Source organism: Enterococcus innesii, assembly GCF_022846515.1.
Classification (GTDB): domain Bacteria; phylum Bacillota; class Bacilli; order Lactobacillales; family Enterococcaceae; genus Enterococcus_D; species Enterococcus_D innesii.
Window position 1 is genome coordinate 1,863,359 of record NZ_AP025635.1, and the last position, 23,831, is coordinate 1,887,189.

17 protein-coding genes are annotated in these 23,831 nt (G+C 44.0%); 6 read left to right on the forward strand and 11 right to left on the reverse strand.

What is annotated here, in order from left to right:
* Positions 1–222: 222 nt before the first annotated feature.
* Entirely contained in the window at positions 223–1,638 is a 1,416-nt protein-coding gene (locus tag ENLAB_RS08695; RefSeq protein ID WP_244350750.1) for an AcpB/EbpR/MafR family transcriptional regulator, read from the forward strand.
* A gap of 65 nt (positions 1,639–1,703) precedes the next feature.
* On the opposite strand, the gene ENLAB_RS08700 is transcribed toward ENLAB_RS08695, so the two are convergent.
* The 8 genes from ENLAB_RS08700 to rpoB all read right to left on the reverse strand — a co-directional run bounded on the left by ENLAB_RS08700 (position 1,704) and on the right by rpoB (position 14,520).
* Positions 1,704–2,603, reverse strand: coding sequence for a ketose-bisphosphate aldolase (locus ENLAB_RS08700; protein WP_244350752.1), 900 nt, complete (start codon positions 2,601–2,603; stop codon positions 1,704–1,706).
* Between the two features lie 21 nt (positions 2,604–2,624).
* A complete protein-coding gene (locus tag ENLAB_RS08705) occupies positions 2,625–3,479 on the reverse strand; it encodes a class II fructose-bisphosphate aldolase (protein WP_244350754.1) in 855 nt (284 codons plus the stop codon).
* Positions 3,480–3,496: 17 nt separating this feature from the next.
* Positions 3,497–4,576 (reverse strand): PTS fructose transporter subunit IIC, encoded by a 1,080-nt coding sequence (locus tag ENLAB_RS08710; protein WP_086291468.1) that lies wholly within the window; start codon positions 4,574–4,576, stop codon positions 3,497–3,499.
* Between the two features lie 46 nt (positions 4,577–4,622).
* Positions 4,623–4,937 carry a PTS fructose transporter subunit IIB gene (locus ENLAB_RS08715; RefSeq protein ID WP_140966048.1) on the reverse strand — a complete coding sequence of 105 codons (315 nt, stop codon included), beginning with the start codon at positions 4,935–4,937 and terminating at the stop codon, positions 4,623–4,625.
* Positions 4,938–4,953: 16 nt separating this feature from the next.
* Entirely contained in the window at positions 4,954–5,451 is a 498-nt protein-coding gene (locus ENLAB_RS08720) for a PTS sugar transporter subunit IIA (RefSeq protein ID WP_077454151.1), read from the reverse strand.
* Between the two features lie 2 nt (positions 5,452–5,453).
* Positions 5,454–6,920 carry a BglG family transcription antiterminator gene (locus ENLAB_RS08725; RefSeq protein WP_244350756.1) on the reverse strand — a complete coding sequence of 489 codons (1,467 nt, stop codon included), beginning with the start codon at positions 6,918–6,920 and terminating at the stop codon, positions 5,454–5,456.
* 244 nt (positions 6,921–7,164) lie between these two features.
* Positions 7,165–10,815 (reverse strand): DNA-directed RNA polymerase subunit beta', encoded by a 3,651-nt coding sequence (gene rpoC, locus ENLAB_RS08730; RefSeq protein ID WP_081119190.1) that lies wholly within the window; start codon positions 10,813–10,815, stop codon positions 7,165–7,167.
* A gap of 87 nt (positions 10,816–10,902) precedes the next feature.
* Positions 10,903–14,520: a DNA-directed RNA polymerase subunit beta gene (gene rpoB, locus ENLAB_RS08735; protein ID WP_008381746.1), complete on the reverse strand. Its 3,618-nt coding sequence runs from the start codon at positions 14,518–14,520 to the stop codon at positions 10,903–10,905.
* Between the two features lie 433 nt (positions 14,521–14,953).
* Between rpoB and ENLAB_RS08740 the strand changes: the two genes are divergently transcribed.
* Positions 14,954–15,916 carry a biotin--[acetyl-CoA-carboxylase] ligase gene (locus ENLAB_RS08740; protein ID WP_074536297.1) on the forward strand — a complete coding sequence of 321 codons (963 nt, stop codon included), beginning with the start codon at positions 14,954–14,956 and terminating at the stop codon, positions 15,914–15,916.
* Positions 15,917–16,193: 277 nt separating this feature from the next.
* On the opposite strand, the gene menA is transcribed toward ENLAB_RS08740, so the two are convergent.
* The 3 genes from menA to pplA all read right to left on the reverse strand — a co-directional run bounded on the left by menA (position 16,194) and on the right by pplA (position 19,437).
* Entirely contained in the window at positions 16,194–17,147 is a 954-nt protein-coding gene (gene menA, locus ENLAB_RS08745) for a 1,4-dihydroxy-2-naphthoate polyprenyltransferase (RefSeq protein WP_244350758.1), read from the reverse strand.
* Between the two features lie 12 nt (positions 17,148–17,159).
* Positions 17,160–18,236, reverse strand: a complete 1,077-nt coding sequence (locus tag ENLAB_RS08750; protein WP_244350760.1) for an FAD:protein FMN transferase — start codon at positions 18,234–18,236, stop codon at positions 17,160–17,162.
* 262 nt (positions 18,237–18,498) lie between these two features.
* Positions 18,499–19,437, reverse strand: coding sequence for an extracellular electron transfer flavoprotein PplA (gene pplA / locus ENLAB_RS08755; RefSeq protein ID WP_077454144.1), 939 nt, complete (start codon positions 19,435–19,437; stop codon positions 18,499–18,501).
* 270 nt (positions 19,438–19,707) lie between these two features.
* Here pplA and ENLAB_RS08760 point away from each other — a divergent pair, with 270 nt between their 5' ends.
* The 4 genes from ENLAB_RS08760 to ENLAB_RS08775 all read left to right on the forward strand — a co-directional run bounded on the left by ENLAB_RS08760 (position 19,708) and on the right by ENLAB_RS08775 (position 23,831).
* Entirely contained in the window at positions 19,708–21,648 is a 1,941-nt protein-coding gene (locus tag ENLAB_RS08760) for an NAD(P)/FAD-dependent oxidoreductase (RefSeq protein WP_005230327.1), read from the forward strand.
* Between the two features lie 206 nt (positions 21,649–21,854).
* The gene (locus ENLAB_RS08765) at positions 21,855–22,262 is read left to right on the forward strand and encodes a NusG domain II-containing protein (RefSeq protein ID WP_005230326.1); all 408 of its coding nucleotides are present in this window, start codon (positions 21,855–21,857) and stop codon (positions 22,260–22,262) included.
* Positions 22,263–22,272: 10 nt separating this feature from the next.
* The gene (locus ENLAB_RS08770) at positions 22,273–22,833 is read left to right on the forward strand and encodes a Gx transporter family protein (RefSeq protein WP_005232987.1); all 561 of its coding nucleotides are present in this window, start codon (positions 22,273–22,275) and stop codon (positions 22,831–22,833) included.
* Between the two features lie 11 nt (positions 22,834–22,844).
* Positions 22,845–23,831: a polyprenyl synthetase family protein gene (locus ENLAB_RS08775; protein ID WP_081119194.1), complete on the forward strand. Its 987-nt coding sequence runs from the start codon at positions 22,845–22,847 to the stop codon at positions 23,829–23,831.

The following is a 23,831-nucleotide window of genomic DNA, read 5'->3' on the forward strand; positions in this document are numbered from 1 at the left end:
AGTGAGCAATATATCCCAATAAACAACTGCTTTTTGCCTCCTCACTAAGGTTCAATCATTTTGGTCTTTGCTACTTGTATCAAACGTATTACTACTATTCCACACTTCTATTTTCCCAAAATTTTGGGGTGGGATGTATTCAAAAAAAATACAACACGCAATTTTTTTGAATACATGTAAAAACGTGATACTATTTACTTAAAAGGGGGCTCGACGGGCATCATGTTACGGAAATTGTTATCATCTACAACACAAAAGAAACTACAGCTGATTGAGTATTTATTAGACGATCAGGGAACGAGTCTTCACGATTTGGCAGTGAAATTTTCCATCTCAATGTCTGCAGCGAAAACCTATATCGCGGAAATCGACAATGAATTTTCGTTTCTGGACTTACAATTTGACGATTATTCAGCTGTTCGCCTACACTTGCATCCTTTCGCTACTCGACTAGACGTATACAGCCATTTTTTAAATCGCTCGTCTGCGTTTCAATTGTTAGAACTACTCTTCTCATCAAGTTTCACTAGTTATGACATGCTGGCACTAGAATTAAATTTAAGCAAGTCATCGATCATTCGTTTGATCAAGAGGATCAATTTGGTTCTGGCACCGTATGATTTCTTCATCGCAACCAAGCCCATCCAGTTAAAAGGAAATGAACACAACATTCGGCAATTTTTTCTGATTTTTTTCTTAGAGAAGTACCAGTATGAATTTGTGGATGCCAACATTAACCAAGAACAGGATTTCTTGAAGATCGCTCGTATCATGGCAGCTGCGACGCCCCTAAAACTTTATTTTTCCGACATCAAAAAAATTGCTTTTGTAATCTACATCAACACGAAGCGCGATCGCCTATACGCTTCTAATCCCAATGGGAACCACATCGAATATTTCTTAGAGAAAATCGATTTGAGCGAATTTACTGGCTACAGTCGGGCATATGTCGAGAAAATGGTCGGTTATGTCACGTCCCACATTGGTCAAGACCCTGATGTCTTTCGTAAGACCAAACAAGAGTTTTATCAAATGACCAAACGTATATTTAAAAAATACAACTACCATGAAGCCAATTTTGAAGAGAAGCTCGACGCCGTGGTCTTTTCTTATTTTCTTGGGATCAACTTGCAGGTTCCTTACTGCATCTTGGATGATCGCTTTGCTCGTTTTGTTGATAATTGTGATTTAGTCCAACAGACAGTCAATCGAGACATCGTTCAGCTTTTGACCCATTCGAATTTGCCAATCATTCGACCAAGTACGATCAATTACCTGATTTATATTTTCCATATATCTTTCCCCAATTTTGCCAAAGAAATCATCGACGCAAACGCTGACTTTCGCTTAGCTTTGTTTTATGATACGAATAGTTACCATACGGAATTTATCCAAACGAAAATCCAACAGTTTATTCCCTATCAGCTAACGATCACGATCTTAAATCCTCTAGACTCGTTTTCTCTGACCAAACTGGACGAGACTTATGATTTGATCATCGGCAATCTGACCCCCTCCTGCAGAAAAAATTTATTTCATTATGCAGACATCAACCTGACTTCGAATGACTTGGCGTTTATCGCTCGGCAGGTTCAGGAAAAGGGGATTCGGATGCTGCAAGAAAAGAATGCGCAATAAAAAAACACCCTCGAAAAGCCGCAATTTAGCGATTTTCGAGGGTGTTTCCATTATTTGTTTGCTGTTTAGTTTTGTTCACTACGCCATGGCTGGATATTTTGCTGGCGATACAAAGCTGCTTTCCCAATTGCATTGAAGAGGGTCATTTTTTGCGTAACCACTGCTTTAGCTGCCTCAATGCATTCTGGGTAAATAGCATTTGGATCCCATAATTCTGTTTCAGCTAAAATTTGACGGCATTTTTTGTAAAAGGCGTATTTATAATCAGAGGAGATATTTACTTTTTGGATACCGATTGCCACTGCCTGAGCGATTTCTTCATCGGGATTGGCCGATCCGCCATGCAACACCAACGGGATATCGACACGATCTTTGATTTCTTGCAAGACATCCATTTTTAGTTCCGGTTTGATATCTTTCGGATAAATACCATGGGCAGTTCCAATCGCAACTGCTAGTGTATCAATGCCTGTCTTCTCAATGAATTCTTGTGCATCTTCTGGACGAGTATAAATCACTTCGGAGACGCCCCCTTCAACGGAGGTTCCGGTATTGCCGATCGTTCCCAGCTCGCCTTCGACAGATACCCCAATCGGCTGGCAAATCTCGGTAATCTGTTTTGTCAGAGCAATATTTTCTTCAAAAGGCAGCAATGACCCATCGATCATCACCGAGCTGAACCCGCAATGGATCGCCCGCATAATACTTGCCAGACTGTCGCCATGATCCATATGGATCACGATCGGCACAGAACTGTTTTTCGCTCTGGAAACTGCATAGTGGAAAAATTCATCCTTTGTAAAGGCCAATTCTGTTGGGTGGACCGCAATGATGGCTGGTGCATCGTTTTCTTCCGCTGCTTCGATAACGACGCGTAAAAAGTTACTGTCTGCGACGTTAAAGGCACCAACGGCAAATTGATTTTCTTTGGCAACGGTCAGTAATTGTTTCATATTGATCAACATATAAGTGTGCTCCATTCTTTTTTAAAGTGATTTGTTTTTTGATCCAGATAATTCGATATACTCTTTGACGACTGCTTTTCCTGCTTCGATGGTTTGGTGGATCAGGGTCGAATAATCGCTTTCGGGACAAGCATCCAGCTGTTGGTGCAGGGCATTTCTTTGGGCTTTCATAAAATCAGCCCCTACATTGATTTTATTGATTCCTAATGCCACGGAACGTAAGATATTCTCTCTACCGGCTCCCGAGCCACCATGCAAAACCAGCGGTAGGTCAGTGGCTTCTTTGATTGTTTGAACGATATCAAAGCGAAATGCCGGGCGGTACCCTTCTGGATAATCCCCATGACTGGAGCCGTAAGAAAGAGCGAGACAGTCGACCCCGGTTGCTCGAATAAAATGGATGGCTTCCTCTGGATCGGTATACATCCCATCGCTAGTATACTGATCCCCAGCCACTGCTCCCATGTCCCCAACCTCTGCTTCGACACTGGCATTATAGGCTTGCGCAAATTGCACGATCTCTTTGGTGATGGCGATGTTTTTTTCTAAAGGATGCATAGAGGCATCCATCATGACGCTTGAGAACCCTTCATGGAGACATTGTTTGACGAAGGCGATATCCTGTCCGTGATCCAGATTGATGGCAACCTCCACATTGACATTTTCCGCCATCCGAATGATCGGCTGGGTTAAGTAACGATGATCCAGATGGGTTTTTAAATGGTCTTGCAACAAATCCACGATGATGGGTGCATGAGATTCTGCAGCGGCATCGATCACTGCTTTAGCGGTTTCTAGGTTAAAACAATTGATAGCCATAACCGCATAGTTTTCTCGATTGGCTTTTTGCAGCATCTCTTTCATTGATACATACATCTTCTTCGCTCCTTTTCTTAAGAAATTTCAATCGACGAAAAGTCAATGTCTTCTTCCTCTTCCACGATGGGCGTTTCAACGGGTGCCTTTTTCAATGCAAAGAGCAAAACACCGGTGATGGCAGAACCAATCAAGAGTGCGATGGTAAATTTCAGTGGATCCGTCATGGCAGGAATGATGAAGACCCCTCCAGATGGTACCGGTGAACCGACGCCCCAAACCATGCTTAGACCACCGCCGACGGCTGCTCCGGCCGTACAGGAAAAAATGACGCGAAACGGATCGACGGCAGCGATCGGGATCACCCCTTCTGTGATCATGCAAAGACCCATTGGAAAAGCGATCTTGATGTTGTCTTCTTCTTCCGTAGAATATTTGGGTCGGCGTAAGAGACGAGAGAGGACCCAAGAGATCGTAACACCAAAGGGCGGCACCATTGAGGCTAAAATTTTCACGGCTTCGGGTTCTTGAATGCCTTCCAATAATAGCCCATCAGCAAATAGCGAGGCGACTTTGTTGACGGGTCCGCCAAAATCAAAGGCAGCCATGCCACCGACAATCGCGCCAAATAAGAAATTCCCCGAGCCTTGCAGATTCGTTAAGAAGGTAGTCAACGCGTCAGTGGCCCACACGATCGGTACACCGATGACGAAGAACATCAAAGCACCGACGATCAGTGTCGACAAAACTGGAACGATCATCATTGGCATCAGACCTTGTGCCCAACGTGGTACTTTAAGGTTTTTTACTAAGAATAAGACCAGATAACCTGCGAGATAGCCTCCTAACATTCCCCCTAAAAAGCCTGCGCCAATCGCATTGGCAATCAGTCCCATAAAGAGTCCGGGAGCGATTCCTGGACGATCGGCAATGGAGTAGGCGATCGCGGCAGCGATCACTGGCGCCAGCAGCCCCATCCCTAAAACGCCCAGCGAGACCAGTGCATCCGGGATCGTATAGGCAGCATCGTAATTTTCAATGACTGTGCCGTTGGTAAGATTTCCGATCGCAATCAAAAGCCCGGCTGTTACAACGACCGGCAGCATATACGAGATGGCGGTTAAGGCATGTTTTTTCAACTGCAGCTGTTTCATCATTTGTTTCATCCCCCTTTAAATTTGCATTGTCAGAACATTCATTGATTCATCCCTGATTTAATTTTTCTTCAATCGTTTCAAGCAAACGCTTAGGCGCTTTGATCACCATACTAGTTGGAATTTCTACTATTCGCTTGCCTTCAAAGCGGTCTCTGCCACCGATTTTGATATCTGCCGCAATAATGACAACATCAGCTGCATGAATATCTGCTTCTGTCAATTCACTTTCTGTCCCGATGGTTCCTTGGGTTTCGATATGGACTTCATGACCAAGTTCTTTCGCAGCTGTTTCAATTTTTTGCTTAGCAATATACGTATGAGCGATTCCTGAAGTACAAGCAGCTACACCAACGATTTTCATCTCTTCTCCCCCTTTCTTAGTTTTCTGCCATTGGATCTTTAGCAAGCAAGGCCATCATTTGATCCTTTGTCCCTGACGCAACGAGACGATCAATAAACGATTCATCCGCTAGTAGCATCGCTACCTTTTGCAGCAGCTTGATATGCATCGTATTGGCATCGGTATTTTTGACTGCAAACAAGATAATTACTTGAACGGGCGCTTCATCGATGGACTCCCATTCAAGCGGACGCTTGGTTTTTCCGATCACTAAGGAAGTCTTTTTCACACTGTCTGACTTTCCATGTGGGATTGCTAAGCCATGTCCGATACCGGTCATTCCTTCCATTTCTCGGGCAAAGACATCTTGGGTGAACCCTGCTAAATCGGTAATTACCTGGTTTTCATATAAAAGTTCAGACAGTTCAGTGATCGCCTCTTCTTTTGAATTCGCTTCCATTTCCATCTTGATAAGATTGGGATTGATTACATCTGCGATACTGAACGCTTGGATCGTTTGGCTTTCGTTTTTCATCTTTACATCTCTCCTAATAGTTGTTTGACTCGCTTCTCATCCTGTTTGGTAAATACCGAATTGACTAAAATCGTTGGCACCTTCGTTTCTACTGGCAAATTAATGGTGGTTAAGATCAGATCGATATCCTGGTAGTCTTTCGCATGCTTTCGATACATCCGAGCGGAAAGCACATCCACGATATCCAATTCAGGAAAGGCCCGTTGGAATTTGACTTTCAGCAGTTCAGAGGTTCCTACGCCGCTACTGCACATGATTAAGACTCGCTGTCTGCGCCGTCGAATGACTTTAAATTTCACAAAATACAGCACCAAGAAACCAATCTCGTCTTCCGATATGGGATTCGTTCCATAGGTTCGCTCCACTTCCTTGCTGACTTGTGCCACTTGCTCAAAAATCCTTGGGTACTCTAGTTGAATGTCATTTAGCAGACCGTTTTTCACGATAATTTTATTCTTTAGCCGATAGAGCATCGGCTGGATATGGCAAAGTAAATCAGTCTTGTCTGTTTGCTGGTTCAATTGAATACCCAGTGCTTTTTCCATCTGCTTAGTAAAAAACTCCGTGATTTCGCTGGCTTCTTTTGTCAGATTGGTCATTGCCAAGGGTTTGTTTTCTACTCTGGAAGACACTAGATACTGGTAGAGATAAAATACCTCACTTTCTGGCAGCTCCGTCACGAGATAGGCATTGATTTTTTCAATCACTTGTTGGGCAATTTGATAAAACTCTTGGTGCTGTTCAATCAAATGCTGTTCTTCCTCATCTAAACCCTCAATTATCTCTTCACGGTCAATTTCTCCTTCCCTCATTCGTAAAATCAGAATATACAGATGCGAGAAAATATTCATGTTGTAAGGATACGCAATACTGTTTGCGAGTTTTCGCTCAATGAATTCAAGAATTGAGGTAATAAAGTTGATATCAAAGGCATTGATGGGATATTTTTGCGTGACCATTTCTTCATTCCACACATGGGTTTTCGTAAAGAGATCATTGACACAGCGACGGATATTTTTTTCGGTACCAATCACTGCAATTCTCTTATCGGATCGGATCAACTGGAGTTCAAAGTACTGAAAATATTCCGAAAGACGATTGATATCACTACTTATCACTGCTTCACTCAAATAGTAATGAGCGAACAACTCTTTGATCATTAAACGCTTTGGTGATTTAAACAATAAATGCAGGGCAATCGCATGACGTCGCTCAAGCGGCTCATCATGTTGATCCGTTTCTTGATTTTCAATCGTCCCTTTGAGATACGCTTCATAATCCAAACAAAATCCTTTGCCGATTTCAGACCGAATGATTTCTGAACCAGCAGCCTCATTGATCCGCTTGATCGTCCGATAAATGGTTTTTGTTGAAACCTTAGCAGCTGTGGCTAGTTCATTAGCGGTCAAATTCATCCCCTGTATCATAAACTGCTCAATCAAACGTGTTTCTCTCTTGCTCAGCTTCATACTGTCTCCCTCCGTATCTTTACTATAGCCTTCTTTGGCTCGAGTATTTCTTAATCGATGTCCACTGATTTGGACATTTCAAAAATAACGCTTTCATTTGTTGTTTCAAATGCCCTTTTTCTAGGATGAAAGAAGGACGCATTCTTTTTCGTAACATTTTCTTTTGCTAAACAAAAAAAGCTTGCCATTCCGAAGAATGACAAGCTTTTCCTTCACACTGAGTCAATCAGGTGCTGGGCATTGATTAGTTTTGGCTGTTCAATGCGTCTTCAGCAGCCATTTGTGCTTCGATGTCTGAGATGCTGTAGACATTTTCGCTGGCAACTGTTACTTCTTTTGGTTCCATTTCACGGTAACGAGGCATACCAGTACCAGCTGGGATGATCTTACCGATGATAACATTTTCTTTCAATCCAAGAAGTGGATCTTTCTTGCCGCGGATCGCTGCATCGGTCAACACACGAGTGGTTTCTTGGAAGGACGCAGCAGACAAGAAGCTGTTGGTTTCCAAGGATGCTTTCGTGATCCCTAGTAGGACTGGACGGCTAGTTGCAGGAACGCCGCCGGCTACCAAGGTGTCGTAGTTGCGGTCTTTAAAGTCGGCGATATCCAACAATGTTCCTGGCAAGATGCCTGAATCACCTGGATCCATGACGCGGACTTTACGCAGCATTTGACGAACCATTACTTCGATATGTTTGTCGCCGATTTCTACCCCTTGCATACGGTAAACGCGTTGAACTTCCCGTAATAGGTAGTTTTCAACAGACAAGACATCGCGAACTTGTAACAGTTGTTTTGGATCGATCGATCCTTCTGTCAATGGTGCACCACGATGGATAAAGTCGCCTTCTGCTACTTTCATCCGGGCAGTATAAGGAACGGTATACGTACGCGTATCGGTTTCCCCTTTGATGGTCACTTCTTTGGTCCGAGTTGAAGGGTCTTCTGAGATATCGATGACTTCTCCGGTAACTTCGGTAATGACCGCTTGTCCTTTCGGATTACGGGCTTCAAAGATTTCTTGGACACGAGGGAGACCTTGCGTGATATCGTCTCCGGCAACCCCGCCGGTATGGAAGGTACGCATGGTCAACTGAGTACCAGGTTCACCGATTGATTGGGCAGCGATGGTACCGACTGCTTCCCCAACTTCAACTTCAGAACCAGTGGCTAAGTTGCGGCCATAACAATGTTTACATACACCATGTTTGGTGTTACATGTAAAGACAGAGCGAATCGATACTGTTTCGATGCCAGCATCCACCGTTGCTTTGGCTAGGTCTTCGGTGATCAATTGGTTGACCCCAAGAATCACTTCGCCAGTTTCCGGATGGATGATTGATTTACGAGTGTAACGACCAACTAAACGTTCTTCTAAGGATTCGATGATTTCGTTTCCTTCGCGAATTGCTTGAATATCTAAACCACGGTCAGTGCCACAATCGTCTTCACGGATGATGACATCTTGGGCAACGTCAACGAGACGACGTGTCAAGTAACCGGAATCGGCTGTTTTCAAGGCGGTATCGGTCATCCCTTTACGGGCACCATGGGTCGAGATAAACATTTCCAAGACAGATAGACCTTCACGGAAGTTTGAGATGATCGGCAATTCCATGATACGTCCGTTAGGCGCGGCCATCAATCCACGCATCCCAGCAAGCTGAGTAAAGTTGGAGATGTTACCACGGGCACCGGAATCAGACATCATGAAGATTGGGTTTTTCGCTTCCAATGATTCCATCAGTTTTAACTGAATTTCATCTTTGGCTGCATTCCAAACACCAATAACTCGTTCATAACGCTCGTCATCGGTAATCAATCCACGACGGAATTGTTTCGTGATCGTTTCTACTTGTTTGTGGGCATTGTCGATGATTTCATGTTTTTCGTGCAAGTTCATGATATCAGCGATACCAACGGTGATACCCGCCATTGTTGAGTGGCTGTATCCTAAGTCTTTCATGCGGTCAAGCATGCGTGACGTTTCAGTGATGCGGAAACGTTTGAAGACTTCTGAAATGATGTTTCCTAAGTTTTTCTTCTTGAATGGGCCAACAAGCTCTTGTTCTTTGATGAAGGCAGGCACATCTGTACCAGCTTCAATAAAGTACTTGTCTGGTGTTTGAACCGTCAAGTTGTAGTCTGTCGGTTCGTTCAAGAATGGGAATTCTGGGGGCATGATCGAGTTGAAGATCACTTTACCCACTGTTGTTACCATCAAACGTTGTTTTTGTTCAGACGTGAATGGTTTGTCCCCTAAAGTGTTTGGATTGATAGCGATCCGTGTGTGTAAATGCACGTAGCCATTGCGCCATGCCGTAACTGCTTCGTCCATGTCACGGAAGATCATGCCTTCCCCTTCACGGCCTTCTTCTTCCATCGTCAAGTAGTAGTTCCCTAGGACCATATCCTGAGATGGTGTTACAACTGGTTTTCCGTCTTTTGGATTCAAAATGTTTTGGGCTGCTAACATCAGCATACGTGCTTCTGCTTGCGCTTCTTCGTTCAATGGTACGTGAACGGCCATTTGGTCTCCATCGAAATCGGCATTGTAGGCTTCACAAACAAGTGGGTGCAAACGAATGGCACGGCCTTCAACTAAGACTGGTTCAAATGCTTGGATACCTAATCTGTGAAGCGTAGGTGCCCGGTTCAATAGCACTGGATGTTCTTTGATGACATCTTCTAAAACATCCCAAACTTCGTCTTCTTGACGTTCGATTTTGCGTTTGGCATTTTTGATGTTTGACGCGATTTCACGAGAAACAAGTTCCCGCATCACGAATGGTTTGAATAATTCGATCGCCATTTCTTTTGGCAGACCACATTGGTACATTTTCAGGAATGGACCAACGACGATAACTGAACGACCTGAGTAGTCGACCCGTTTTCCTAGCAAGTTTTGACGGAAACGACCTTGTTTCCCTTTCAACATGTGAGAAAGAGATTTCAATGGGCGGTTCCCTGGCCCTGCAACTGGACGGCCGCGACGACCGTTATCGATTAAGGCATCAACTGCTTCTTGCAGCATCCGTTTTTCATTTTGAACGATGATGTTTGGTGCATTCAAGTCTAACAAGCGTTTCAAACGGTTGTTACGGTTGATTACACGACGATACAAGTCGTTCAAGTCACTTGTGGCAAAACGTCCACCTTCTAATTGCACCATTGGACGCAAATCAGGCGGGATAACTGGGATAACGTCCATGACCATCCAGCTTGGTTTGTTTCCTGAAGCACGGAATGCTTCTAAGATATCCAAACGGCGGATCGCACGGGTCCGTTTTTGACCAGTTGCGTTTTTCAATTCTTCTTTTAATTCAGCAACTTCGCCTTCAAGATCAACGCCATCTAATAATTGTTTGATGGCTTCGGCACCCATCGCTGCTGAAAATTCTTGACCGTATTGGTCACGTTTTTCACGGTATTCCCGTTCAGTCAATAGTTGTTTTTTCTCAAGACTGGTGTTTCCTGGTTCAATCACTACGTATGAAGCAAAGTAGATGATTTCTTCCAATGCACGTGGGCTCATGTCTAAGACAAGACCCATCCGTGAAGGAATGCCTTTGAAATACCAAATGTGTGATACTGGTGCTGCTAATTCAATGTGTCCCATGCGTTCACGACGCACTTTTGAACGTGTTACTTCCACGCCGCAACGGTCACAAACGATGCCTTTATAGCGGATCCGTTTATATTTGCCGCAAGCACATTCCCAGTCTTTGGTTGGACCGAAAATACGCTCGTCAAACAACCCTTCGCGTTCAGGTTTTAACGTACGGTAGTTAATGGTTTCTGGTTTTTTTACTTCACCATAAGACCAGCTTCTGATTTTTTCAGGAGAAGCCAAACCGATTTGCATACTTTCGAATTTATTTACATCGATCAAAAAAGGTTCCCTCCATTTCATTTCATGGACATATCCGATAGAACGGGGGCTATTTCCGCTAGTGGCGGAAATAGCGAGGGCCGTCTATTATTGCAAGCGATCTTCTGCTGTCTCGATTTGTTGGTTCAACGCGTCGGCGGCATTTTTAGCTTCTGTTTGTGCTTTTTGTTCTAATTCACGGGCTGTTTGTTGCTCCGCAAATTTTGTTAAGGCATCAACGGTGATCAAATCATCATCGTCATCATCCATATCGCGTAGTTCAATCTCTGCATCATCGATATCTAGGACACGCATGTCTAGACCGAGTGATTGCAATTCTTTTACTAATACGCGGAATGATTCTGGTACACCTGGTTTTGGAATTGGTTCCCCTTTGACGATTGCTTCGTATGTTTTCACACGACCAACCACGTCATCTGATTTGTAGGTCAAGATTTCTTGCAAGGTGTAAGCAGCACCGTATGCTTCCAGTGCCCAAACTTCCATCTCTCCGAAACGTTGTCCACCAAATTGGGCTTTTCCTCCCAATGGTTGTTGAGTAACCAATGAGTAAGGTCCAATGGAACGGGCATGCAATTTATCATCGACCATGTGGGCCAATTTGATCATGTACATGACACCAACAGAGATGCGGCCATCAAATGGTTCGCCGGTACGTCCGTCGTAAAGCACTGTTTTGGCATCGCTGGCCATTCCTGCTTCAGCAACGGTTGCCCAAACATCTTCATCGCTGGCACCATCAAAGACTGGTGTTGCCACGTGAATGCCTAATTGACGCGCAGCCATTCCTAAGTGTAACTCTAATACTTGTCCAATGTTCATCCGAGAAGGTACCCCTAATGGGTTCAGCATGATATCGACTGGTGTGCCATCTGGTAAGAAAGGCATGTCTTCTTCTGGCATAATGCGAGAAACGACCCCTTTGTTTCCGTGACGTCCGGCCATTTTATCCCCTTCATGGATTTTCCGTTTTTGAACGATATAAACGCGAACCAGCATGTTCACACCTGGTGACAATTCATCGCCAGCTTCGCGGGTAAAGATTTTGACATCGTGGACGATTCCGCCGCCGCCGTGAGGCACGCGTAGAGAAGTGTCACGCACTTCGCGGGCTTTTTCACCAAAGATTGCATGCAACAAACGCTCTTCTGCTGAAAGTTCCGTTACCCCTTTTGGCGTGACTTTCCCAACAAGCAGATCGCCATCTTTGACTTCCGCGCCAATGCGGATAATCCCCATTTCGTCTAGGTCTTTCAACGCGTCTTCCCCAACGTTCGGGATTTCGCGAGTGATTTCTTCAGGTCCTAATTTTGTGTCGCGGGCTTCTGATTCATATTCTTCAATATGGACAGAAGTGTAAACATCATCTTTCACCAAACGACGGCTCATGATGATGGCATCTTCATAGTTGTACCCTTCCCAAGTCATGAATGCGACTAAGACGTTTTGTCCTAATGCCATTTCGCCTTGTTCCATAGATGGGCCATCTGCTAAGATGTCGCCTTTTTCCACTTTTTCACCAAGTGCCACTAATGGACGTTGGTTGTAGCTGGTTCCTGAGTTTGAACGACGGAATTTGGTAACAGAATAAACGTCCAATGCGCCATTGTCACGACGAACGCGCACTTCGGCTGCATCCACGTATTCTACGATTCCATCATGTTTACATAACAAAGCAGCTCCTGAGTCATGTGCTGATTTGTATTCCATACCAGTACCAACCCAAGGTGCTTTCGGATTGATCAATGGTACAGCTTGCCGCTGCATGTTGGCACCCATCAAGGCACGGTTGGAGTCATCGTTTTCCAAGAAAGGAATACATGCGGTTGCGACTGCGACTACTTGTTTTGGTGATACGTCCATGTAGTCGACTTTATCGATCGAAACTTCCAAGTTTTCAGAAGTAGCACGCGCCATAACAACGTCGTTTACGAAAGAGCCGTCTTCATTTAACAAGCTGTTTGCTTGGGCCACAACGTAGTGGTCTTCGGTATCGGCAGTCAAGTAATCGATCTTGTCAGTAACACGGCCTGTTTCGCGGTCAACGCGACGGTATGGTGTTTCAATGAAGCCATACTTGTTGACTTTGGCATAAGAGGCCAAGCTGTTGATCAACCCGATGTTTGGTCCCTCAGGCGTTTCGATCGGACACATACGGCCATAGTGGGAATAGTGAACGTCTCGGACTTCATAGCCGGCACGGTCACGGGTCAAACCACCAGGTCCTAAGGCAGATAGACGACGTTTATGGGTCAACTCACCCAGTGGGTTTGTTTGGTCCATGAACTGTGACAACTGAGAAGAACCAAAAAATTCTTTGATACTTGCGACAACTGGACGAATATTGATCAATTGTTGCGGTGTCAAGGTTTCGGTGTCTTGGATCGACATCCGTTCACGAACGACACGTTCCATCCGAGCAAGCCCGATCCGGAATTGGTTTTGCAATAATTCACCAACAGAACGAATCCGACGGTTTCCTAAGTGGTCGATATCATCGACATTGCCGATGCCTTCCATCAAGTTGAAGAAGTAGCTCATTGAAGCAATGATGTCTGCTGGACGAACGGTACGTGTGGCAGTATCTGGATAGCCATTACCGATCACGTTGACTTCTTGTTCTGGATCTTTTGGTGAAAAGACTTTGATGACTTGGACGGTCATTGGTTCGGTCACGACCCCATCTTCTGATGGATAGTACGTTACACTGTTTAGGCCATTATCGATAAATGCGCCTAATGTTTCCATGACTTGGTGAGTCAAAACAGTGCCTTTTTCAACAATGATCTCGCCTGTTTCAGGGTCAACCAAGGTTTCTGCTAAGGTCAAGTTCAATAGACGTGTTTTCAAATCTAATTTTTTGTTTACTTTGTAGCGACCAACATTTGCTAAGTCGTAACGTTTTGGATCGAAGAAACGTGCATTCAGCAAGCTGCGTGAGCTGTCTGCTGTTTTTGGCTCGCCTGGACGAAGACGTTCGTAAACATCTTTCAATCCTTCTTCGGTACGAGAATCGCTTGCGTTTTTATGCAAGTCTTTTTCGATCGTATTACGCAATGATTCACTGTCGCCGAAAATTTCAAAGATCGTGTCATCGGAACCAAACCCTAGGGCACGGACTAAGACCGTCAAAGGAATTTTACGGGTACGGTCAATCCGTACGTAAGAGATATCTTTGGCATCAGTTTCCATTTCTAACCACGCACCGCGGTTAGGGATAACAGTTGAACCAAAGCCTTCTTTGCCGTTTTTATCGACTTTGCCATGGAAATATACACCCGGAGAGCGGACCAACTGAGAAACGATAACCCGTTCTGCCCCGTTGATGATAAAGGTTCCTTGTTCAGTCATTAATGGGAAATCACCAAAGAATACTTCTTGGGATTTGATTTCCCCGGTTTCACGGTTCGTCAAACGCAAAGTAACATGTAATGGTGCCGAATAGTTTGCATCATGGGCACGGGCTTCTTCTACTGTATACTTTGGTTCTTTCAATTCATAATCCACAAATTCTAGGGACAAGTTACCGTTGAATCCTTCGATTGGCAAAATATCTTCAAACATTTCTCTTAGGCCCTCATCTAGGAACCATTGGTAAGAGTCGGTTTGAATTTCAATCAAATTCGGTAATTCTAATACTTCACTGATCCGTGCGAAACTTCTACGTTCGCGATGCTTTCCGTATTTTACTACGTGTCCAGCCAAGCTCTTCACCTCTTCATAAAGTCTTTCAAAAAGGCTATCCGATTATTTACAAAACTGTAACAAATATTAAATATAGGTTACAGAAAGCATTTTTTGCGGCTTTTAGGCAAAAAAAAACCAAAAATAGAACGGATGCATTGGGCATTTTCTACTTTTGTTTCCTTATTCCTAAGCCGAAACGGACAATATTTCGTTTCTGCTTTTTTCGTTCAGATAGTTTTTGCAACTCCTTATTATACAGATGAAGCACTTTCCTGTCAAGCTTTCATTGGAAGTTACAATGCTTTTCTGGCGCACCCATTTCCTAAGATTTTCTAAAGAAAAAAACAAGGCTGGTGGGGACTGTTTTTCGTAAGAAACTACTTTGCTTTTTGCCGATTTCTTGCTATGCTAACGAAAACGTTACACGTGAAACATTAGGAAGGATATCCTTATGACGACAAAAGAAAAAATACTGACCTTATTACAAAAAGAAGATACTGTACTGTCCGGAGAAAAACTAGCCCAAGCTTTGTCGATCTCTCGTACAGCAGTCTGGAAAGCCATTAAAGAACTCGAGAAAGAAGGCTATCATTTCGAACACTTGGCCAACGGCTATCGCTTTGTCTCGGATGATCGCTACGATCAAGCAGCACTTGCGGCAGCCTTGCCGATGATTCCCACGATTCAAATCAAGGAAGCTGTTGAATCCACCATGAAAGAAGCCAAGATCGCCGCTTTGGACAGTGGACTGGCAACCCCCGCCCTTTTTTTGACCGAAACACAAACAGGCGGTCACGGCCGCTTCGAACGTCCGTTTTTCTCACCGAAAAAACAAGGGATCTATATGAGCTTGCTTTTAAAACCAAACCAAGCGTTTCAAGAATTGCCACAATATACCGTTTTGGCGGCGGTGGCAGTCGCCGAAGCCATCGACGCCCTTCTAATGAAGGAAACGGCCATTAAGTGGGTCAACGATCTATACTTAGATGGAAAAAAAATCTGCGGTATTTTGTCTGAAGCAACCAGTGACTTTGAGACAGGCCGCATTACCTCGGTTGTGATCGGTATCGGCATCAGTTTTTCGATTCCGCAACAGCAGTTTCCAGCAGAGATTCGGGAAAAAGCGACCTCACTCTTTCCTGGTGAGGAGTATCCAACCTTTTCTCGAGCAGTATTGATTCAAGAAATTTGGCGTCGGTTCTTCCAATTGTTGGCACAACTGCCTGACATGGATTATATGGCCCGCTATCGGCAGAAATCCTTCGTTTTGGGCCGCACCGTTCAATTTACGCAACAAGGGGTGACCTATGAAGGGATTGCCAAAGACATTACCAACACCGGTGAATTGGTGGTGGAAACAGCGACGGAGCGCAAGGTACTTTCTTCTGGAGAAATCAGTTTGGAGCGGTATTGAGGCTGCTTTCGTAGGTAACCAGTCACAGCAAGCGTAAACACAAACACTCCATAAACAGACCTGCTTATTCCGAGGGGTTAAATAAAAAGCAACCTAGGCAGCTCTCAAACAAACTTTACTGCTACGATCAATTTCGCAGAAAAAGCGAGCCTCATCTTTTCATAATAAGTATCATGCTCGTTCTTTTATCATGTCTTTTCTACAGTTTTTATGCGCTATTTCATTCCCCACATAAAAAAGATCGACCTGCTCTTTCAAGAGCAGGTCGATCTTTTTTTTAAAGCAATTGCCACAACAGACAGAAAAGCAAGCCTAAGGCATAGCTGCTGTTGAATAAAATCATGTTCTTAATCGAATAGCCGAAGCTACGTGGGTGGGGCAGGCTGACTTGATGCTCCTTCAAGTTTTGGCGGATTTTCGGTAGTGTCAGAAACACGAGCAAAATCGGCCATTGGAAGAGACCAAACAAGAGGCCCAACAAAATAGCGGCGTAGGAAGCTAGCATCATTCCTTGAAACAGACGGATACCTGCTTCGCGACCGATGTAGTACACCAGTGTGTAGCGGTGATTTTCGATATCGGCTTCCAGATCCCGTAAGTTATTGGCTAACATGATGTCAGCAATCGTGAAAATCAATGGCAAGGATGCCAACACGATGGCACACACGGCCCAGAGATTCCCTACTAAGCCAAAGGTTCCGTTCACAAAATCCAGTGCCAGATAAAACACTTTTTGATCAATAGTATTGATATAGATCGTGATGGCAAAAATCCCTAATCCCATCGTTACGCCGCTGAACACCTCGCCTAAAGGCATCCGCGATAACGGAATCGGGCCAAAGGTATAAAAGACTCCGATAAAACAAACCACCAACCCCATCACTAGCAGCAGCCATCCGGTAACAAAGGTCAAGTAAAGACCGATCAGTAAGGTTCCTGCCAGCATCGCAAAAATCAGATTGCGAACAGTAGCTTCTGAGATGTTTTCTCGCCCGATCACATTGTGCTGGTATTTGTAGGTTTCTGATTTGGCTTTTTTGAAATCCATATAATTGTTGATGGACGTCGTCGTCAAATCAAACAGCAGCATCCCCAGAAAAAAGATTGCGGTATTCAAAGGATGAATTTCATGAAAATACACCAACGAGAACAACACACCCATAATGAAGGGGAAGACACTGGCCACTTTGGTACGGATCTCCACTACTTCTAAAAACACTGAAAGAGACATCTTTCACTCCTCCTATTCTAAATCCGCACGATCACCCATCGTGTAGCCTGATTCCTCTGAAAGTTCAAAGGTATCTTTGATACCGTCGGTTACATACACTTTGTCTTCTTTTGTGATAAAGATCGCATCGGTACCCTTTTCGGTATGTTGTTCGATATAGGCTAAGCCTTCCTTGACCCCCTTATCAAACGCCACCGTAGTTAACCCATCGCCATCGATGGATTTGTCGGTGATGACAGTCACACTTGCCACATCGCTGTCGTAAGGATAGCCAGTCTCAGAATCGAAAATATGATGGTACGTTTTGCCGTCTACTTCTAAATAGCGTTCGTAGATCCCTGAAGTAACCACTGTTTTATTGGTTTCTTTGATACTACCGATAATCGAGCCGCGAGATTTGTTCGGGTCTTGGATTCCGACATTCCATGGCTCATCTGTGCCGCGGTTACTATGACCTAACACATAGACATTCCCGCCCAAATCGACGATCGCGGAAGTCACGCCATTGTCCTTCAGCACTTTGACGACTTCATCCGTGATGTAGCCTTTAGCGATCGCCCCAAGGTCAAGGATCATGTCCTTGTCTTTTAAATAAACGGTTTGATCTTCATCGTTAAACTCGACTTGTTCATAATTGATATGTTTCAATGCTTCATCGATCTCAGATTGCTCTGGCTTGCGGGCATCATCAAAGCCGATTCGCCATAATTGGGTGATGGCACCGATGGCCATATTAAAGCCGCCTTCTGATTTCACACTGTAATCGTAAGCTTCTTTTAACAAATAATAGATGTCATCCGAAACCTTTACCGGCTTGATACCAGCTTGCGCATTGATCTCATCGATCTCTGACCCTGCTTGGTTGATGGTGATTTTATCGCCTAACTCTCTGATGCGGTCAAAGGCCGGCTTCATGGCGTTCTCTTTGCCTTCATCATAAATGCGAATCCGAGTATAAGTGCCTAATAAAAATTCTTCTTGAAAATATGGTTCTTCTCGCAGCGTCGTTGCTTCCTGATCACTGCCACAAGCTGCCAACATTGTGCCTAAAAAAACAAACATCAGAAAAAACGTTACTTTCTTTTTCATGATTTTCCTCTTTTCTATTGTCTTCAACCTTCATATAATAGCCTTTTTTTGGCAGAATGAAAAGGGGCATTCCGTGATTCCGCAACGTATTTTAGGAATCCTTAATCGAACTTTTTCTTCTTTGTAAAAAACAGTTCTTTTAAAAAAAGCTTTCTGCCAGATTGCTTCCTTTTGCACGAACTTGCTTTTGTGACCTTGCTGCCCACGAAAAAAAGACAGCACTCAAAACGAATGCTGTCCTCTTAATGGAAAGAAGTTGTGATTATTCAGTAACGAAGTTATCCACTTCGATTGTTGTTTGGTCGCCTTTTTCAGCGGCATTCAACAATTGTTGTGCATAGATAACAAAGCTGTGGAAGCTGTGGGTTGCACCAGAAACTACATCCATGTCTGCCACAGAACCATCTTCAGCATTGACTGCAGAAACAAAAGCTTCATTGAAGTTTGGAATAAATTCTTCTGGACTTGTACCAGATTTAGCTTCCATGTTTTCGTTGTATGATGCATCATCTTTTTTCGACTCGCCGGCTTCGTTTAGGTAGTCGTAGTTTGATTCAGAGATTTTGCCATCAGCCACAGTCATTGAGAAGACTACGCGGTAACCATTTGAGTAGTTCTTTTCTTCTAATGTATAGGTTCCGTCTTTCAAGTCTGCCCCATTGTCGATTTCAATGGTTTCCGTGTTTCCTGCTTGCGCCGCTTGAATTAATTGTTGTGCATAGTTTTGGAAGGAATCAAAGGAATGAGTCGCGCCAGAAACTACTTCGATTGAAGAAGGGCTTTGTGCGGCAACTAACTCTTCATTGAATTTAGGAATAAACTCTTCTGGGCTGATACCTGCTTTTTCTTTCATCGTTTCATTGTATTCAGTGTTTTCTGTTTTTGATTCGCCATCCGCATTGACGTTGTCATATTTTGATTCAACGATTTTGCCGTCTTTGACTGTGATCTCAAAGGTAACACGGTAGTCGTTTTTGTAGTTCTTTTCTTCTAAACGATATGTCCCATCTTGCATTGGCTCGCCTGCAACAACGGTTGCTTCCGTGCTTTCTGTTGATGCTGAATCGCTTGCAGAAGTTTGTGATGTACTTTCACTAGTTGACGAAGAAGCTGTATTGTTGTTGTCCGCTCCACAACCCCCTAACAATAATGCTGCGAATGAAAATACCGCCATACCTACAATCAATTTCTTTGCTTTCATAATTATCCACCTTTTACTTGTTTATTTTCCCCACAAAAAAGTTTGTGATACATCTAACATTGTAAAGTAAATTTACGATATGTCAACCGCTTCCTTTCCGCTTTTTCTCGAAAAAATGACTTATTTTTTGATTTTCGCAAGTTTTCACGAATTTCAGGAAATATGCGTTTTTTTCATCAGAATCGTTAGACAAATGAACCATTTGTCTATATAATAGGAACGATTGTGTAATTATTATCATAGATTATTTTTATTAAGGAGAGATTTGCAATGGCAAAGAAAAACATTGTCGTTGTCGGTGCCGGTTATGCAGGCGTTTCTGCTACGAAGTACATGGCAAAAAAATTGAAAAAAGACAATGATGTTGAGATAACATTGATCGACCGTCACTCTTATCATACGATGATGACTGAACTGCATGAAGTCGCTGGAGGACGTGTAGAACCTACCGCAATTCAATATGACTTGCAGCGCTTGTTCTCACGCAAGAAAAATGTTCGTTTAGTAACCGATACAGTAACTGGGATCGATAAAGAAAATAAAACTGTCCAAACAAAATTAGGTAGCTATTCATTTGACTACTTGATCTTAGGGATGGGTGGCGAACCGAATGACTTCGGTACACCTGGCGTTAAAGAAAACGGCTTTACTTTATGGTCATTTGACGATGCTGTCCGCATTCGCGAACACATTGAAAAAACTGTCGCAAAAGCAGCGATCGAACCAGATGCAGCATTACGCAAAGCAATGTTGACCTTTGTCGTTTGTGGTTCTGGATTTACCGGGATCGAAATGATCGGTGAACTGATCGACTGGAAAGATCGTTTAGCTTCCGATTATAAATTGGACCCAAGTGAAATCAGCTTGAAAGTCGTTGAAGCAATGCCAACGATCTTAAACATGCTTGATCGTAACGATGCAGCCAAAGCAGAGCGTTACTTGAAGAAAAACAATGTTGATCTTGTCTTGAATGCACCAATCGTTGAAGTGGCACCTGACCACATCAAACTAAAAGATGGTTCAACGATCCCAACCCACACATTGATCTGGACTGCCGGTGTCAAAGGAACTAGCGATGCTGCTGATTTCGGTTTAGAAACTGCTCGTGGGTTCCGTCTAGTTGCCAATGAGTACATGGAAGCAAAAGGCTACGAAGACAAAAACATCTATATTATTGGTGACTTGGTTTACTTCGAAGAATTCCCGAACACACCAACACCACAAATCGTGCAAGCAGCTGAACAAACAGGTCACACTGCAGCAACGAATATCGTTTCAGCCATCAAAGGTGGCGAAAAACATAAATTCAAAGGAAACTACCAAGGATTTATGGTTTCCATCGGTGCCAAATGGGGCGTGGCGAACTTATTCAATAAGATTCACCTGAGCGGTTTCTTAGCGATCATTATGAAACACATCGTTAACTTGAAATACTTCTTTGATATTCGTTCTGGTTACTACATGTTCCAATACTTGATGCATGAAATCTTCCACATCAAAGATGACCGGACAGTCGCTCGTGGTCACACGTCTCGTTACGGTAACGTCTTGTGGAGTGTTCCGCTTCGTATTTTCTATGGTCTTGTCTGGTTCGTTGAAGCCTTCAAGAAAATTTTGGGTACGAATGGGGAAGTCTTCAAACCTGGTACTTGGTTCGGTGAAGGTTCTTGGTTCCAAGGCAACAGCGTATTCCCTTGGACTTGGGAATATCAAACAGTCGCTGATGCAGCCAGTGGTGCTAGTGAAGCAGCCGATGCAGCAAGTGCCGCTAGTGGTGCCGGTGAAGCAGCCGATGCAGCGACACAAGCCGCACACTTCGGTTTGAGCTATGCTTACGGTGAACAACCAATGATCGTGATTGAAAAATCACCTGACTGGTTCACAAAAGTTATGCAATTTATTATGCCAAACAACGACGTTGCCATGTTCTTCCAAAAATTCATGGTCTTCTTTGAAATTGCTTTAGCTCTTGCATTGATGGCTGGTCTCTTCACTTGGTTAGTAAACGCAACGACTATCGTTTTGGTGTTGACTTTCTGTATGTCTGGTATGTTCTACTGGGTAAACATCTGGTTCATTCCAGTTGCATTTGCCTTGATGAACGGTTCAGGACGCGCAGTCGGTTTAGACCGTTGGGTAATCCCATGGTTGCAACGTACCCTTGGAAAATGGTGGTACGGTACCCCTCGCTCCTTATATGGCAATAAATAAGCCAGCAAAATAGAATACCTGTACGACTTCATGAGACTAAGACATTCTGATTTTCAATCAGTGTCTTGGTCTCTTTCCAAGTACAGAACTTTTTCTTGATCGTCCTTGCACAGAAATCGGTGGATTATTGAGGATTCAGCTAGTAGAATCTTGTCTTCTTATGCTAGAATGAGACACATCACATGAAAGAACAGGAGTCTTTTTTGATGAAACTAAAAGAATTTATCCGCGATGCCCATTTAAAACCATGGGATGGCGTCATCATACTTGTTTTGATCCTCAGCTCTTTTTTACCGCTTTTTATTTTTGGCCAGACGCAAACGGCTGACAAAGAAGCCGTCTTACGGGTCGATGGGACAGAAATCAAACGTTTTGACTTAGTTGAAGGTCAAAAAGCATACACCTATCTTTATGAAGATGAAGACGGAGATACCAATTTACTGGAGATCGAAGGCGATCGGATCCGAATCAAGGAAGCTGATTGCGGCGACCAGATTTGTGTCCGCCGTGGCTGGGCCAGTAAAAATGGGGAAACCATCGTCTGTCTACCTCATAAATTGGTGATCGAAATCCAAGCCGCAGATGGGAGTGAGACCGACGATCTAATTTATTGATCGTTTGCTTATGAGTCGATTACAACGAATAATTTTCATCTCACTGCTGGTCGCCCAAGGGGTCGTGATTGGTTTAGTTGAAAATATGATCCCTTATCCATTTGCCTTTGCGCCTGGTGCGAAACTAGGTTTGGCAAATTTAATTACCATTATTGCTTTGTTCACCATGCCGAAAAAAGACAGCTTTCTCTTGATTTGGCTAAGACTGATTTTAACGACGTTACTAGGAGGAACGGTTTCAACCTTCTTATATAGTATGAGTGGTTCCTTACTGAGCTACTTTGGGATGTCTTTGGTGAAACAGTTGGGGCCTAAGCGTGTCAGTATCATCGGCATTAGTGCGGCTGGCGGTTTCTTGCACAACGTCGGACAGTTGATCACCGCCTCATGGATCGCTCAATCCTGGAGCGTGATGCTCTACTTGCCGGTCCTGTCTTTCTTCGGGATCTTGTCCGGGATCGCTATCGGGATCGCCGCCAACTACTTGCTGCGTCGTGTCGAAACACTGCGCCGTTTTCAAATTGATTATGAACGCCAGACCAAAGTCAAATGGCGCTCGGATTCAGAATAAAGGAGTTAATTATGAAACTTCATTCCATGTGGCAAGAGTATCCAGCACTGCAAGCTGACTTATCTGCCTCCTTGCAATTGATGGAAAAGTCATTAAAACTAAAAAACAAAGAGGTCGAACAAGCGATCCTGTCCATGATCCATTCAGGTGGGAAACTGCTGCGTCCTGCTTATCAGCTGCTCTTTTCTGCTTATGGCAGTGACAAAGATCGCGAGAAAGCCGTCGCATTGGCGGCTTCGATCGAGATGCTCCACACTGCCTCGCTGATCCACGACGATATCGTCGATCATGCGGACACCCGCCGCAAACTGCCGACTATTCGTTCCGAATTTGGCAACGATGTCGCTGTCTATGCTGGTGATTACCTCTTCGTCTGCTGCTTTAAATTGATGGCGGATTATGCCAGCTCCATGAAAAGCTTGCAGATGAATTCCCGCAGTATGGAAAAAATTCTGGCCGGCGAATTAGGGCAAATGAGCAAACGATATGATTTGTCCGTCACTGTCGAGGATTACTTAGAAAACATTCGTGGCAAAACCGCTGAATTGTTTGCTTTAAGCTGCTTTATTGGGGCTTACGAAAGCGGCACTTCCTTGCGCTTTGCCAATCAAGCCCGTGAGATCGGCGAAGCCATTGGCCTTGCGTTTCAAATCATGGATGATGTCTTGGATTACAGCCAAGACGCGACTGCCTTAGGAAAACCAGTATTGGAAGATGTTCGGCAAGGCGTCTATTCTTTGCCGCTGTTGATGGCATTGAAAAATGACCGCCAACAACTGTTGCCACTGCTGGAAAAACAAGCCGCCATGACTGAGGCGGATACCCATGAAGTCTATCGGATCGTCCAAGAAAGCGCCGGAATTGACGAGGCCAAGAAACTCGCTGCTGACTACACGAAAAAAGCTTTGCAGGCGATCCAGAAATTGCCTGAGACCAAAGATGAAACCAAAACATATCTTTATCAGATCACTGCTCAGATCCTTGGGCGTCAGAACTGA

What these genes read in the sequence shown, in the direction of transcription:
- pplA (WP_077454144.1), bottom strand. Translation starts at nt 19,437, where the DNA reads ATGAAAGCAAAGAAATTGATTGTAGGTATGGCGGTATTTTCATTCGCA.
- ENLAB_RS08775 (WP_081119194.1), top strand. Translation starts at nt 22,845, where the DNA reads ATGAAACTTCATTCCATGTGGCAAGAGTATCCAGCACTGCAAGCTGAC.
- ENLAB_RS08700 (WP_244350752.1), bottom strand. Translation starts at nt 2,603, where the DNA reads ATGTTGATCAATATGAAACAATTACTGACCGTTGCCAAAGAAAATCAA.
- ENLAB_RS08765 (WP_005230326.1), top strand. Translation starts at nt 21,855, where the DNA reads ATGAAACTAAAAGAATTTATCCGCGATGCCCATTTAAAACCATGGGAT.
- ENLAB_RS08705 (WP_244350754.1), bottom strand. Translation starts at nt 3,479, where the DNA reads ATGTATGTATCAATGAAAGAGATGCTGCAAAAAGCCAATCGAGAAAAC.
- ENLAB_RS08770 (WP_005232987.1), top strand. Translation starts at nt 22,273, where the DNA reads ATGAGTCGATTACAACGAATAATTTTCATCTCACTGCTGGTCGCCCAA.
- ENLAB_RS08710 (WP_086291468.1), bottom strand. Translation starts at nt 4,576, where the DNA reads ATGATGAAACAGCTGCAGTTGAAAAAACATGCCTTAACCGCCATCTCG.
- ENLAB_RS08750 (WP_244350760.1), bottom strand. Translation starts at nt 18,236, where the DNA reads ATGAAAAAGAAAGTAACGTTTTTTCTGATGTTTGTTTTTTTAGGCACA.
- ENLAB_RS08725 (WP_244350756.1), bottom strand. Translation starts at nt 6,920, where the DNA reads ATGAAGCTGAGCAAGAGAGAAACACGTTTGATTGAGCAGTTTATGATA.
- ENLAB_RS08715 (WP_140966048.1), bottom strand. Translation starts at nt 4,937, where the DNA reads ATGAAAATCGTTGGTGTAGCTGCTTGTACTTCAGGAATCGCTCATACG.
- ENLAB_RS08740 (WP_074536297.1), top strand. Translation starts at nt 14,954, where the DNA reads ATGACGACAAAAGAAAAAATACTGACCTTATTACAAAAAGAAGATACT.
- ENLAB_RS08695 (WP_244350750.1), top strand. Translation starts at nt 223, where the DNA reads ATGTTACGGAAATTGTTATCATCTACAACACAAAAGAAACTACAGCTG.
- menA (WP_244350758.1), bottom strand. Translation starts at nt 17,147, where the DNA reads ATGTCTCTTTCAGTGTTTTTAGAAGTAGTGGAGATCCGTACCAAAGTG.
- ENLAB_RS08720 (WP_077454151.1), bottom strand. Translation starts at nt 5,451, where the DNA reads ATGAAAAACGAAAGCCAAACGATCCAAGCGTTCAGTATCGCAGATGTA.
- ENLAB_RS08760 (WP_005230327.1), top strand. Translation starts at nt 19,708, where the DNA reads ATGGCAAAGAAAAACATTGTCGTTGTCGGTGCCGGTTATGCAGGCGTT.